The sequence below is a fragment of the Dinoroseobacter sp. S76 genome, assembly GCF_049801095.1.
Classification (GTDB): Bacteria; Pseudomonadota; Alphaproteobacteria; order Rhodobacterales; family Rhodobacteraceae; genus Dinoroseobacter.
The window spans coordinates 57,856-70,973 of sequence record NZ_JBNAGH010000001.1; the positions used below are offsets into that span (position 1 = coordinate 57,856).

Annotated in this window: 13 protein-coding genes; 10 read left to right on the forward strand and 3 right to left on the reverse strand. The window is 62.6% G+C overall.

What is annotated here, in order from left to right:
• Positions 1 to 43: 43 nt before the first annotated feature.
• Entirely contained in the window at positions 44 to 1,450 is a 1,407-nt protein-coding gene (glnA, locus tag ACP153_RS00310) for a type I glutamate--ammonia ligase (RefSeq protein ID WP_424968967.1), read from the forward strand.
• Positions 1,451 to 1,568: 118 nt separating this feature from the next.
• Here glnA and ACP153_RS00315 read toward each other — a convergent pair whose 3' ends face one another.
• Positions 1,569 to 2,939 (reverse strand): tetratricopeptide repeat protein, encoded by a 1,371-nt coding sequence (locus ACP153_RS00315; protein WP_424968968.1) that lies wholly within the window; start codon positions 2,937 to 2,939, stop codon positions 1,569 to 1,571.
• A gap of 157 nt (positions 2,940 to 3,096) precedes the next feature.
• Here ACP153_RS00315 and ACP153_RS00320 point away from each other — a divergent pair, with 157 nt between their 5' ends.
• Positions 3,097 to 4,326, forward strand: a complete 1,230-nt coding sequence (locus ACP153_RS00320) for an alpha/beta fold hydrolase (RefSeq protein ID WP_424968969.1) — start codon at positions 3,097 to 3,099, stop codon at positions 4,324 to 4,326.
• Here the strand turns inward: ACP153_RS00320 and ACP153_RS00325 are convergent.
• The gene (locus tag ACP153_RS00325) at positions 4,323 to 4,739 is read right to left on the reverse strand and encodes a DUF6314 family protein (RefSeq protein WP_424968970.1); all 417 of its coding nucleotides are present in this window, start codon (positions 4,737 to 4,739) and stop codon (positions 4,323 to 4,325) included. The genes ACP153_RS00320 and ACP153_RS00325 overlap by 4 nt on opposite strands.
• Positions 4,740 to 4,838: 99 nt before the next feature.
• On the opposite strand from ACP153_RS00325, the gene purB reads away from it, so the two are divergent.
• From purB to nthA, 7 genes are all read left to right on the forward strand, one after another.
• Complete coding sequence (gene purB, locus ACP153_RS00330; RefSeq protein ID WP_424968971.1) at positions 4,839 to 6,143, forward strand: adenylosuccinate lyase; 1,305 nt, start codon at positions 4,839 to 4,841, stop codon at positions 6,141 to 6,143.
• A 97-nt stretch (positions 6,144 to 6,240) separates the two neighbouring features.
• On the forward strand, positions 6,241 to 6,408 hold the full coding sequence (locus ACP153_RS00335; RefSeq protein WP_424968972.1) for a hypothetical protein: 168 nt from the start codon (positions 6,241 to 6,243) through the stop codon (positions 6,406 to 6,408).
• A gap of 104 nt (positions 6,409 to 6,512) precedes the next feature.
• Positions 6,513 to 7,046: a tetratricopeptide repeat protein gene (locus tag ACP153_RS00340; protein ID WP_424968973.1), complete on the forward strand. Its 534-nt coding sequence runs from the start codon at positions 6,513 to 6,515 to the stop codon at positions 7,044 to 7,046.
• A gap of 74 nt (positions 7,047 to 7,120) precedes the next feature.
• Entirely contained in the window at positions 7,121 to 8,164 is a 1,044-nt protein-coding gene (locus ACP153_RS00345) for a flagellar motor switch protein FliG (protein ID WP_424968974.1), read from the forward strand.
• A 61-nt stretch (positions 8,165 to 8,225) separates the two neighbouring features.
• Positions 8,226 to 8,591: a ScnB-like protein gene (locus tag ACP153_RS00350; protein ID WP_424968975.1), complete on the forward strand. Its 366-nt coding sequence runs from the start codon at positions 8,226 to 8,228 to the stop codon at positions 8,589 to 8,591.
• Positions 8,584 to 8,871: an SH3-like domain-containing protein gene (locus ACP153_RS00355; RefSeq protein ID WP_424968976.1), complete on the forward strand. Its 288-nt coding sequence runs from the start codon at positions 8,584 to 8,586 to the stop codon at positions 8,869 to 8,871. The genes ACP153_RS00350 and ACP153_RS00355 overlap by 8 nt, the downstream gene beginning before the upstream one ends.
• Complete coding sequence (gene nthA, locus ACP153_RS00360) at positions 8,861 to 9,472, forward strand: nitrile hydratase subunit alpha (RefSeq protein WP_424968977.1); 612 nt, start codon at positions 8,861 to 8,863, stop codon at positions 9,470 to 9,472. The genes ACP153_RS00355 and nthA overlap by 11 nt, the downstream gene beginning before the upstream one ends.
• Positions 9,473 to 9,487: 15 nt before the next feature.
• Here nthA and ACP153_RS00365 read toward each other — a convergent pair whose 3' ends face one another.
• Positions 9,488 to 10,192: a DUF1223 domain-containing protein gene (locus tag ACP153_RS00365; RefSeq protein WP_424968978.1), complete on the reverse strand. Its 705-nt coding sequence runs from the start codon at positions 10,190 to 10,192 to the stop codon at positions 9,488 to 9,490.
• Between the two features lie 220 nt (positions 10,193 to 10,412).
• On the opposite strand from ACP153_RS00365, the gene acnA reads away from it, so the two are divergent.
• The gene (gene acnA, locus ACP153_RS00370; protein ID WP_424968979.1) at positions 10,413 to 13,106 is read left to right on the forward strand and encodes an aconitate hydratase AcnA; all 2,694 of its coding nucleotides are present in this window, start codon (positions 10,413 to 10,415) and stop codon (positions 13,104 to 13,106) included.
• The last annotated feature ends 12 nt before the right edge of the window (positions 13,107 to 13,118 follow it).

The following is a 13,118-nucleotide window of genomic DNA, read 5'->3' on the forward strand; positions in this document are numbered from 1 at the left end:
CACTTACAACAACCCACACAACCGATTGAAAGGGAAAGGTCACATGAGCAAAGACGCTGTTCTCAAGACCATCAAGGACGAGGACGTCGAATATGTCGACATCCGCTTCACGGACCCGCGCGGCAAGCTGCAGCACGTGACGGTGATGTCCGACCAGGTGGATGCGGACTTCCTCGACGAAGGGTTCATGTTCGATGGCTCCTCCATTGCCGGCTGGAAATCCATCGACGAGTCGGACATGAAACTGATGCCCGACACCGAGAGCGCGTATATCGACCCGTTCTATGCCGAAAAGACCCTCTGCCTGCACTGCTCCATCGTCGAGCCGGACACGGGCGAAGCTTATGCCCGTGACCCGCGCGGCACTGCCGAGAAGGCCGAGGCCTACCTGAAGTCCTCCGGCATCGGCGACGTCTCCTATTTCGGGCCCGAAGCGGAATTCTTCCTCTTTGACGACGTGCGCATCTCCACCGAGATGAACAAGGTCGCCTTCGAGGTGGACGCTCAGGACGCTGCCTGGAATGGCGACGCCGAGTACGAGATGGGCAACATGGGCCACCGCCCGGGCGTCAAGGGCGGCTACTTCCCGGTCAACCCGACCGACGCGGCACAGGACCTGCGCTCCGAGATGCTCTCGACCATGAAGCGCATGGGCATGAAGGTCGACAAGCACCACCACGAAGTGGCGTCCTGCCAGCACGAGCTGGGTCTGATCTTTGGCTCCCTGACCCATCAGGCGGACGAGCTGCAGAAGTATAAGTACGTGATCCACAACGTGGCCCACGCCTATGGCAAATCGGCGACCTTCATGCCGAAGCCGATCGCGGGCGACAACGGCACCGGCATGCACGTGAACATGTCCATCTTCAAAGACGGCAAGCCGCTCTTTGCAGGCGACAAGTACGCAGACCTGTCCCAGGAGGCGCTGTACTTCATCGGCGGTATCCTGAAGCACGCCAAGGCTCTGAACGCCTTCACCAACCCCTCGACCAACTCCTATAAGCGTCTGATCCCGGGCTTCGAAGCCCCCGTTCTGCGCGCGTATTCCGCTCGGAACCGCTCCGGCTGCGTGCGGATCCCGTGGGCCGAGAACCCGAAGGCCAAGCGCGTCGAGGCGCGCTTCCCCGACCCGGCGGCGAACCCCTATCTGTGCTTTGCGGCCCTGCTCATGGCTGGCCTCGACGGCATCAACAACAAGATCGATCCGGGCGAAGCCTCCGACAAGGATCTCTACGATCTGCCGCCGGAAGAGCTGGCCGGCATCCCGACCGTCTGTGCCTCCTTGCGCGAAGCCATGGACGAGCTCGAGAAGGATCACGAGTTCCTGCTGGCCGGTGACGTGTTCACCAAGGACCAGATCGAGGGCTACATGGAGCTCAAGTGGGAAGAGATCTACGCCTACGAGCACACGCCGCACCCGATGGAATACAAGCTGTACTACAGCTGCTGATCCTCGGATCCGAACCAAGATCGAAAGGGCGCCTCCGGGCGCCCTTTTTTATTGCTCGATTTCAATTTGGGAGTTGAGGCAGGCAAGCTTTTGTATTCGAGAGCCGGCTTGCTTCTCACTATCCAGGGTTAGCCCTGAGCCAGTCGCAGCTTGTTTCAAGCCCCATTTCGCAGGCGCTTATCATCAGCTCGAGAGCGCGGGCTTTGTCAATCGACGTACGTTGTCCTAGCCAAAGCACAACACCGAGGTTCCAGCAGCCTTTCGCGTCTCCCCTGTCACAGCCATAAGTGTAGTACCTCTCTGACTGGATCGGATCCGACTGGACGCCGAGGCCCTCGCTGTACAGAAAGCCCAGGTTGGTGCAACCGCGCGCGTCCCCGCCCTCACAGCCTTCAGCGTAAAGCTCAGCGGCCTTCTCTGGATCCGAAGCCACGTCAAGCGCCCGCTCATACACAAACCCAAGACTGGTGCACCCGCGCGCGTTGCCCCCACGACAACTTGCGGCAAGAAGCCGCTCGGCGGTTTTGCCGTCGATCTCCAAGATGTCCCGCCCTCGGGCATAGCACTCCTCCGTAAGGCCACTCTCGCAGGCCTGCTCAAGCAAAAACAGTTGCAGTTGTTCATCGTCGGTGAGCTCTGCCATGACGTAGCAAATCTCGCCTGGCAAAAGCACACAGACAACACGGTCGCCCAGCGTCACGGCGTCATCATTCTGGTTCGCAGCAGCGGCGGTCAGCGCCCCGAGCAGAACCGCAAGCCCAGTGATCCCTCCAATCACTTCTCCCGGGTAGCCTTTTAAGTCAGTCCGTCGGGGCAGGTTCAAACCGACCATGGCTTTGATCGCAAGCGTGCTCAACACGAACGCCCAAACCCAGAACGAAGTCAAGAAGGTAGAATAAAAGAACACCGCATACACGCTGAAAGCAGTTAAAAGCTCTGCTAGGCCAAACGCCGATCCGGAGTGGAGAGGTGATTGGCTATACAACCAAAGTGCTCCGAAAATGATCGCGCCGGTAAGAAGCAAATCTAACAGCAGCACACCAACTTGTGCCAAAGGATGGGTCCAGCGCGTTTCCATCTGCCCCAATAGCCAACGGGTTTCCAACAACGAAATATAATCTGCAACCACGTTCACCACGATGCCTGTCGCAAGAAGCGTCGGGAAGGCCAGAACCGCCTGAGCCCGCGTCTCAAAGAGTCCTGCTCGACTCATTAGCAGCCAGATCAGGACCACAAACAACAGGGAAGCAATTGCTGAGCGCTTGATGCAACGCCAAGATCGGTGATCGTCTCCGAACACCCCATCGAACAAAGTATTGAACTGCCGCGGCCAACCTCCCGGCTCTGCTCCAGCAAGCCAGAGGAACAACCGTTTCTTTGCATCGACTGACATCACACGGACAGCAAAGGCGGTTCCACCGCCAAAGGTAAGAGCGATTTTCCAGGCCCAATTCCAGTTTTCAGCAATGCTGCTTAGAAACGCGTCCAAAACCAATTCCTTAGATCAAATATCCCCTAACCTTACGGCATCTTAGATTTGTTTCAACCTTCTCGCTCCCCGTCACCCTTGCGTGACGGCGCTGACACATGGGTTGCCTGACACCTGCGCGCCCCCCATTCTCAGGCTCCAACCACGGAGCTGCCCCATGCCGACGGAAAAACTCACATTCACAGGTCACGCTGGCGATACGCTGGCGGCGCGTCTCGATCTGCCCGAGGGTCCGCATCTGGCCACGGCGCTCTTTGCCCATTGCTTCACCTGCTCCAAGGATATCCCGGCGGCGCGGCGCATTGCCCAGCGGCTCGCGGCCATGGGGATCGCGGTGCTGCGGTTCGACTTCACCGGGCTTGGGCATTCCGGGGGCGAGTTCAAGAACACCACCTTCAGCTCCAATGTGGGCGATCTGCATCTGGCCGCCGAGGCGCTGGCCGCAAAGGGCATGGCCCCGAGCCTGCTGATCGGGCACAGCCTCGGGGGTGCGGCGGTGCTCAAAGCGGCGCGTGGCATTCCCGGCATCAAGGCCGTGGCGACGATCGGCGCGCCCTTTGATCCCGAACATGTGACCCATAACTTCACCGATGCCCTCGAAGAGATCGCCGAGACCGGCGAGGCCGAGGTCAAGCTTGGCGGGCGCCCCTTCCACATCAAGCAGGCCTTTGTCGAGGATGTGGCCGCCGAGCAGCTCGCCCCGGAGATCGCCGCCCTCAAGGCTGCCCTCCTCGTTCTGCACGCGCCGCTCGATGCTCAGGTCGGGATCGAAAACGCCACACAGATCTTCAGCGCGGCCAAGCATCCAAAGAGCTTCGTCACGCTCGACGATGCCGACCATCTGATCACCCGCGCGGAAGATGCGGAATACGCTGCCGAGGTTATCGCGGCCTGGGTCGGACGCTATCTGGACCTGCGTCCCCCGGCGCCACCTCCCGGCGCACCCGAGGGGATCACCCGCGTGGCCGAGGCCGATCCGGCGGGCTTCCTTCAGGATGTGAATGCCGGGCCCGTCCACCATATTCAGGCCGATGAGCCCTTCGCCTATGGCGGCACCAATCGCGGCATGACCCCCTATCAGCTGGTGGCGGCCGGGCTCGGCGCCTGCACCTCCATGACCTTGCGGATGTATGCCCGGCAGAAGGGCTGGCCCCTGACCCATGTCTCAGTGGATGTCATGCATGACAAGGTCCATGGGCAGGACGCCAAGGGCGCCTATGACCGGATCGACAGCTTCAAGCGGCGCATCCATCTGGAAGGAGATCTGGACGACGCGCAGCGCGCGCGCCTGCTCGAGATCGCCGATAAATGCCCGGTGCACCGCACGCTGGAGGCCGGTGCGCAGATTGTCACCGAGCTGGCCGAACCTGCGAAAGTGACCGCCTAGGCCCGGATGTAGCGGCTCGTCATCACATAATCCTTGCGCGGCCCGGTCACCCGCCAGCGCGACTGCCAGCGAGGCCAATCGGCGAAATCGTAGGTCACGTCATACTGATCCGGATCGCAGAAATGCGCCGCCTCCGCCTGCGCGCCGAGCGAGAAGCGGTGAAAGAACCGCCCATCGGCGAAATGCACTGCGACCCCGCCCTCCTCGGGCTCTTCGGTCCAGTGATACTGGCGTGCGGCCGCGAAGCTGCCGCCCTGGGCGAGGGTCAGAACCCCCTCCTCCGCATAGAGCAACGCGCCCGGCCCGGACGCCGAGAGCTGCGCGCGCCCCGCGAAATGGCCCGTCCCGCTGAGCGCGTCGGCGATCTCGCGCTCGATCTGCCAAACCCCTTCAAATGCTGCGAATGAGATCATGTCCTGCCTTTGGCGGCCCTGCGACGGCCCGCAACCTTGTTCGTCCTGCTCATGCCCCGTATGACGCGCGCAAACCTGTTCAAAACGCAAGGCCCAGACATGATCCCTCGCTATTCCCGTCCCGATATGGTTGCCATCTGGTCGCCCGAGACCAAGTTCCGCATCTGGTACGAGATCGAGGCCCATGCCTGCGATGCCATGGCTGAGCTGGGCGTGATCCCCAAGGAAAACGCCGAGGCCGTCTGGAAGGCCAAGGATGTGGAGTTCGACGTGGCCCGGATCGACGAGATCGAGGCCGTCACCAAGCATGACGTCATCGCCTTCCTGACCCATCTGGCCGAGCATGTGGGCTCGGAAGAGGCGCGCTTCGTGCATCAGGGCATGACCTCTTCGGACGTGCTCGACACCTGTTTCAACGTGCAGCTCACCCGCGCCGCGGACATTCTGATCAAGGATCTCGAAGGGCTTCTCGCCGCCCTGAAGCGCCGCGCTTTGGAGCATAAGGACACGGTCCGCATTGGCCGCTCGCACGGGATCCATGCGGAACCCACGACCATGGGCCTGACCTTTGCGCGGTTCTATGCGGAGATGGATCGCAACCTCACCCGGATGCGCGACGCGCGGGCCGAGATTGCCACGGGCGCGATCTCTGGCGCGGTGGGCACCTTCGCCAATATCGATCCGGCGGTTGAGGAGCATGTCTGCGATCGGCTCGGCCTCGTGCCCGAGCCGATTTCCACCCAGGTGATCCCGCGCGACCGGCACGCGGCGTTCTTCGCGACCATGGGCGTCGTGGCCTCCTCGATCGAAAACATCGCGGTTGAGATCCGGCACATGCAGCGGACCGAAGTGCTGGAAGGGGCGGAGTTCTTCTCCATGGGCCAAAAAGGCTCTTCGGCCATGCCGCACAAGAAAAACCCGGTCCTGACCGAGAACCTGACGGGACTCGCGCGCATGGTCCGCTCCGCCGTGATCCCGGCCATGGAGAATGTCGCCCTCTGGCATGAGCGCGATATCTCCCACTCCTCGGTCGAGCGGATGATCGGCCCGGACGCGACCATCACCCTCGACTTCGCCCTCGCCCGCCTGACCTCGGTCGTCGACAAGATGCTGATCTTCCCCGAGAACATGCTCGACAACATGAACAAGTTCCCCGGCCTCGTGATGAGCCAGCGCGTGCTGCTGGCCCTGACCCAGGCCGGTGTGAGCCGCGAGGACGCCTATACCTATGTGCAGCGCAACGCGCTGAAGGTTTGGGAGCATCGGACCGACTTCAAGGCGGAGCTGCTCGCCGACGCGGACGTGACCGCCGCCTTGAGCCCTGCCGAGATCGAGGAAAAGTTCGATCTGGGGTATCACACCAAGCATGTGGACACGATTTTCGCCCGCGTTTTCGGCGAATGACGGGAAAATAGACGCGCAGCAAAGCCATATCCGAAAAAAGGCTTTGCTGAGTGGGTTTCCGTGCTACCGTTTCACCGTTCAAACACGGAGAGACGATATGCGCCTACCCGCGATTTTTACGGTTGCGATCCTCGTAGTGACACCCGGCCTCGCCATGGCTGAGTGCAGCTGGGGTCACAAGATGGAACAGACCGTCGCAAGCTGTGCCGAAGGCAAGGTTTGGGACGCGAGCACACAGGCTTGTGTGGACCAGCTCTCGGGCTGATCTGACCGGTTCAGGTTTTTCGAAAACGGCGCGCCCCGGCGGGCCGTTTTCTTTTGTGCCCAAGGGCCTATCTTTGCCGAAACCCCAATTGCAGGAGCGACCCCATGCGCTGGATTTTACTTGTTGGCCTCTGTCTCACCCCGGCTGCCGGGCTCGCGGCGGGTGGCGACAGCTTTGCCCCGCCGGTGAAGTCGGAGACCACCACAAGCTGCAGCGGCAACACGGTCTGGGACGCGAAGACGCGCAGCTGCGTGAGCTCCAGCCAGAGCAGCCTTGGCGACGATCAGCGCCACGAGGCCGTGCGCGAGCTGGCCTATGCCGGGGCCTATGACCGGGCGCTCCAGGTGCTGGCAAGTTATGACAATCCACAGGATCCCCGCGCCCTGACCTATCAGGGGTTCATCGCGCGCAAGACCGGCGATCTGGACGGGGCCATGGTGTTCTATGCCGCAGCACTTGCGCAGAACCCCGATTACCACCCGGCGCGCTCCTACCGCGCACAAGGCTATCTTGAAATCGGCCAGCGTGCCGCGGCCGAGGCCGAGCTGCGCGAGATCAAGGCCCGCGGCGGGCGCGAGACCTGGGCGGCCTTCTCCTTGGCGCAGGCTTTGCGGTCAAATACCGGTTACGCCTATTAAAATCTTGTTTGCCCTAACCGGGCGTTAAGCTTCGCCTGCGACACCTGTGGGAAACAGCGCAGGCGGAGTTTCGGGTGAGCACGACCACTGTATCAAAACCCAGGACGCCCTCCGGTGGGGCCCTTGTGACGCTGACACGGCGGCAGAAAGCGGCTGTCGTGCTGCGGCTTCTGCTCGAGGATGGGCTGGCCCCGGATCTCACGGGGCTCAGCGCCCACCAGCAGGCAACCCTGGCTCAGGAGATGGGGCAATTGAAGCCCATCACCCGCAACGAGTTGCAATCGGTGGTCGGCGAGTTTCTCGGCGAGCTCGAGGAGTTAGGCCTGTCCTTCCCTAAGGGGCTGGGCGATGCGCTGGAGAAGCTCTCGGGCCATATCTCCGATGAAGTGGCGCAGCACCTCCGTCAGGAGGCCGGGTTGAACGGCCAGACCTCGATCTGGGATCTTTTGTCGGAGATGGAGCCGGAGGCGATCGTCCCGCTGATCGACGGGGAAAGCGCCGAGATCTGCGCGGTGATCCTGTCGAAGATCAAGGTCGGCAAGGCCGCCGATGTGCTGGGGCTTCTGCCCGGGCCGCGGGCGCGGCGGATCACATTTGCGATCTCTCAGACCAGCGGGATCAGCCCGGTGCTCGTGGATCAGATCGGGGAGAGCCTGCGGGTCCGCCTCGAGGATACGCCGGTCAGCGCCTTTACCAAGGACCCGGTGTCACGGCTCGGCGATATCCTCAACTCCACGGCGGCGGCGACTCGCGATGATCTGCTGAACAGTCTGGATGAGACCGATGAGGGGTTCGCCAGTCAGGTCCGCAAGGCGATCTTCACCTTCGCCCATATCACCGAACGGGTCTCGGCGCGGGACGTGCCCGCGATCACCCGCGAAGTGGATGGCGATGTGCTGGTGCGCGCCCTGGCGGCGGGGACCGAGACCTATCCCGATGTGGTGAACTTCATCCTCGACAACATGTCCAAACGCATGGCCGATCAGCTCCGCGATAGCATGTCAGAGGCCGGTGCTGTGCCCGAGCGGGATGGCGAAATCGCCATGACCGACGTGGTGATGGCCATTCGCAAGCTCGAAGCCGATGGCGAGATCACCCTGATCGTTCAGGAAGAATAGCCCGGACCGAGGCCACCCGTCAGGCATTGTCGCGGCCCGATCATGGGGCTAGGCTGTGGCCATGCATGATACCCCACCCCCTCCCGACACGCCTCTCACCGCCCGCAGCTGGTTCGATATGGGCGGCACGGAGGCTGGCCCCGTGTTGCCGGAAGAGCATGACTTCGCCCTCTGGGAAAAGCGCGTCGATGCGCTTGTGATCCTGTGTCAGGCCAAGGGGCTTTTCACCGTGGACGGGCTGCGCCGCGCGCTGGAGGATATGGGTCCGGCGGCCTTTGAAACCATGAGTTATTACGAGCGCTGGGTCGCCTCCCTGCGCCGCAATCTGGTGGAATCCGGCGCCGTCACCCCGACCGAGGTCGCTGCGAAAATCGACGAGATCCGCGCCCGGGGTCTGAGCTATGGCGAGGTAACAGGTGGTGACTGAGCCAACCCTGCCCACCCGCGTCCGGGTCAAGACCTGGGCCCCGCCGGGCCATATCCGCACGCCCGGATATCTGCGCGGCAAGACCGGCGAGATTGAACGCCGCCTGCCCGCCTTCCCGAATCCGGAGCTGCTGGCCTATCGCCTCCCCGCGCCGGAGGTACCGCTCTTGCGGGTGCGCTTCACCATGGCCGAGATTTGGGGACCGGAGACGCCTCACCCCGACGACACGCTCGACGCCGAGATTTACGCCCATTGGTTGGAGCCTGCTGATGCCCCATGACCACGCACACCCGCACCCGCATCGCCCGGATCAGGACGGCCCGCTCACCGAGGCCCAATTGACGGAGATCGCTCTGCGCGAGCTCTTGATCGAGAAAGGCGTGCTGACCCCGGCAGAGGTCACCGCACAGGTCACGGAAATGGATGCCCGCAGCCCGGCCAACGGCGCTGCGGTGGTGGCCCGGGCCTGGACCGATCCGGCGTATCGCGCGCGGTTGCTCAGCGATGGCTCCGCCGCTTGCCGGGAGATGGGGTTTGATATCGGCACCCTGAACCTGATCGCGGTTGAGAACACGCCAGAGACCCATAACGTGATCGTCTGCACACTGTGCTCCTGTTATCCGCGCAACCTGCTGGGCTTGCCGCCGGATTGGTACAAGAGCCGAGCCTACCGCTCGCGAACGGTGCGGGATCCACGGGGCGTGTTGTCGGAGTTTGGCACGACCCTGCCCGAGGGCATGACCGTGAGGGTCCATGATTCCACGGCCGATATGCGCTATATCGTGCTGCCGGAGCGACCCGCGGGCACTGAGGATTTGGATGCAGAGGCTTTGGCAGCTCTGGTCACACGCGATGGGATGATCGGCGTGACCCGCCTCTGACCCCGCCTTGCGGGTTTACTTGACCCGCGCGGCCGCGACCATGGGGCCGTGCTTGTCTTCCTGTACGATGACCACCGCGAGGCCACCTTCGGGCTTGGGATGACGGAAGGTCTTCTTGCTGCGCCCGTCCCATTTGCCAAGGGTCACCATCTCCCGCACGGTGTTGGTGTAGGTGATCGTGCGCCCGGCATTCTCGCCGCGCTTGATCTTGACGGTTTCCTTCGGCTCATAGCCGATCAGGTTGACCACCATCTGCCCGCGCTTGCGACCGGGTTCTAGCGTCACCACCACCGTATTGTTGGCGAGCCGCGCCGCAACATCGGCCCCATCAGGCACATCGCGATGCTTCTGCACGGTATTGGCCACATCCATGGGCTTGTACCCGACGACATGGTCGAGCCCGCCAATCACCATCTGGGGCGTATAGATGCTGCGCGCGCCTGCGGCCCGGGCATAGCCTTTTTGCCGCGCCGTATAGGCGGGATCGGCGAAGATATCCTTCCAGCCGATATAGTCCCAGTAATCCACGTGCAGCGCGAGCGCGATCACATCCGCATTCTCGTCCAGCTTGGCCAAAAGCGCATCCGCCGGCGGGCAAGAGGAACAGCCCTGTGACGTAAACAGTTCCACAACAACGGTTTTCTCCGCCGCAGCCACAGGCGCGGTCGTCGATACAGCAAGGGCAGTCCAGAGTGCTAGAAGAGTGCTCGTAAAGCGCATGTCAGGTCCTCGATTCTGTCTCAATATCTAGACCAGCCCTGCGGACATAACCAATCAAGGAATTGCGAGTTTCCGCGAGCGTGTTGCAATGATCGCGACAGCGCGCTCCATGTGCGCGAATACGGCATACAATCGTATACACTTCCATTGAACAGGTTTCGCACGCTCTTATATCGAGAGGCAGACAGCACCACATTTCAATCAGATCGGGAGCCATCTCATGCCCATTTCCGTTGGCCAGGATACCGCCAAAACCCGCAAGACGCTGCGCGTAGGGGATCAATCCGTCTCCTACTACTCCATTCCAGCCGCGCAGGAGGCCGGGCTGGGTGATTTCACCCGTCTTCCGGCGGCCCTGAAAGTGGTGCTCGAGAACATGCTGCGCTTCGAGGATGGTGGGCGGACGGTCTCCGTGGACGACATCAAGGCTTTTGCGGATTGGGGCGCACAAGGTGGGCAGAACCCGCGCGAGATCGCCTATCGCCCGGCCCGCGTCCTGATGCAGGACTTCACCGGGGTGCCTGCGGTGGTCGACCTCGCGGCCATGCGCGACGGGATCGTGGGCCTGGGCGGCGATGCCGAGAAGATCAACCCGCTCAACCCCGTGGATCTGGTCATTGACCACTCTGTGATGATCGACGCGTTCGGCAATCCCCGCGCGTTTCAGATGAATGTGGACCGGGAGTATGAGCGCAATCTGGAGCGGTATACCTTCCTCAAATGGGGCCAATCGGCCTTCAACAATTTCCGTGTGGTGCCCCCGGGGACTGGGATTTGCCATCAGGTGAACCTGGAATACCTCGCCCAGACCGTCTGGACCGACACGGATCAGAACGGGGCGGAGGTCGCCTATCCCGACACGCTGGTGGGCACGGACAGCCACACGACCATGGTCAACGGGATGGCCGTGCTCGGCTGGGGCGTGGGCGGGATCGAAGCCGAGGCGGCCATGCTCGGTCAGCCGATCTCGATGCTGATCCCCGAGGTGATCGGGTTTGAGTTGACCGGCGCGATGATGGAAGGCACCACGGGTACGGACCTCGTGCTCAAGGTGGTCGAGATGCTGCGCGAAAAGGGCGTGGTCGGCAAATTCGTGGAGTTCTATGGCGCGGGGCTCGACAGCCTGCCCCTCGCAGATCGCGCCACCATCGCCAATATGGCGCCGGAATACGGGGCAACCTGCGGCTTCTTTCCAATCGATGGCGAGACCCTGCGCTATATGCGCACCACGGGCCGGGACGAGGCGCGGATCGCGCTGGTCGAGGCCTATGCCAAGGAGAACGGGCTTTGGCGCGGCGATGACTATGCGCCGATCTATACGGATACGCTGAGCCTCGATATGGGCACGATTGTCCCCGCGATCTCGGGCCCGAAACGCCCGCAGGACTTCGTGGCGCTGACCGAGGCCAAGACAGCGTTCACCCGCGAAATGGCAGAGACCTTCGACCGTCCCATGGGCCAGACCGTGCCCGTGAAGGGCGAGGACTACAGCATGGAATCCGGCAAGGTCGTGATCGCCTCGATCACCTCCTGCACCAACACGTCGAACCCTTACGTGATGATCGGCGCAGGGCTTGTGGCGCGCAAGGCGGTGGAGCTCGGGCTCGACCGCAAGCCTTGGGTGAAGACCTCCCTCGCGCCGGGCTCCCAGGTCGTGTCGCAATATCTCGAGGCCGCGGGCCTGCAGGAGGATTTCGACAAGATCGGCTTCAACCTTGTGGGCTATGGCTGCACCACCTGCATCGGCAATTCCGGCCCGATCCAGCCCGAGATCTCCGAGGCGATTGCCGAAGGCGATCTGGTGGCCACGGCGGTTCTCTCCGGCAACCGCAATTTCGAAGGCCGGATCAGCCCCGATGTGCGCGCGAACTACCTCGCCTCCCCGCCCCTCGTGGTGGCCTATGCCCTGGCCGGGACCATGGATATCGACCTGACCTCGGAGCCAATTGGCACAGGCAAGGACGGGCAGGACGTCTTCCTCAAGGACATCTGGCCCAGCACCCAGGAGATCGCGGAGCTCGTGGAGCAGACCGTCACGCGTGAGGCGTTCCAGACGAAATATGCCGATGTCTTCAAGGGCGATGAGAAATGGCAGAGCGTCGAGACCACCGACAGCCTGACCTATGACTGGCCGACGAGCTCGACCTATGTGCAGAACCCGCCCTATTTCCAGGGCATGGGCGCCGAGGCGGGCACGATCCAGAACATCGAAGGCGCCAAGGTGCTTGCCATTCTCGGTGACATGATCACCACGGACCACATCTCGCCTGCCGGGTCCTTCAAGGAGAGCACCCCGGCCGGGCGCTATCTGACCGACCGGCAGGTGCAACCGCGGGAGTTCAACTCCTATGGCTCCCGACGCGGCAATCACGAGGTCATGATGCGCGGCACCTTCGCCAATATCCGCATCAAGAACGAGATGCTCGACGGGGTCGAGGGCGGCTACACGCTTGGCCCGGACGGCGCGCAGACCTCGATCTTCGAGGCGGCCATGGCCTATCAGGAGACGGGCACACCGCTCGTCATCTTCGGGGGCGAGCAATACGGCGCGGGCTCCAGCCGGGACTGGGCCGCCAAGGGCACGAGCCTGCTCGGTGTGAAGGCCGTGATTGCCGAAAGCTTTGAGCGGATCCACCGCTCCAACCTCGTCGGCATGGGCGTCATTCCGTTTGAATTCACCGGGGGAGACACCCGCAAGACCCTCGGCCTGAAGGGCGATGAGACCGTGTCGATCACCGGGCTGGAGGGCGAGATCGTGCCCCTCTCGGAGATGCCCTGCACCATCACTTACGCGGATGGGACCACACGCGAGATCATGCTGAAATGCCGGATCGATACGGAGGTGGAGATCGAGTACATCGAAAATGGCGGCGTGCTGCATTACGTGCTGCGCAACCTCGCCAAGGCGGCCTGACCGCCCGCAGCA

Coding starts and splice junctions, on each gene's coding strand:
- glnA (WP_424968967.1), top strand. CDS start 44: ATGAGCAAAGACGCTGTTCTCAAGACCATCAAGGACGAGGACGTCGAA.
- ACP153_RS00320 (WP_424968969.1), top strand. CDS start 3,097: ATGCCGACGGAAAAACTCACATTCACAGGTCACGCTGGCGATACGCTG.
- ACP153_RS00325 (WP_424968970.1), bottom strand. CDS start 4,739: ATGATCTCATTCGCAGCATTTGAAGGGGTTTGGCAGATCGAGCGCGAG.
- purB (WP_424968971.1), top strand. CDS start 4,839: ATGATCCCTCGCTATTCCCGTCCCGATATGGTTGCCATCTGGTCGCCC.
- ACP153_RS00335 (WP_424968972.1), top strand. CDS start 6,241: ATGCGCCTACCCGCGATTTTTACGGTTGCGATCCTCGTAGTGACACCC.
- ACP153_RS00340 (WP_424968973.1), top strand. CDS start 6,513: ATGCGCTGGATTTTACTTGTTGGCCTCTGTCTCACCCCGGCTGCCGGG.
- ACP153_RS00350 (WP_424968975.1), top strand. CDS start 8,226: ATGCATGATACCCCACCCCCTCCCGACACGCCTCTCACCGCCCGCAGC.
- nthA (WP_424968977.1), top strand. CDS start 8,861: ATGCCCCATGACCACGCACACCCGCACCCGCATCGCCCGGATCAGGAC.
- ACP153_RS00365 (WP_424968978.1), bottom strand. CDS start 10,192: ATGCGCTTTACGAGCACTCTTCTAGCACTCTGGACTGCCCTTGCTGTA.
- acnA (WP_424968979.1), top strand. CDS start 10,413: ATGCCCATTTCCGTTGGCCAGGATACCGCCAAAACCCGCAAGACGCTG.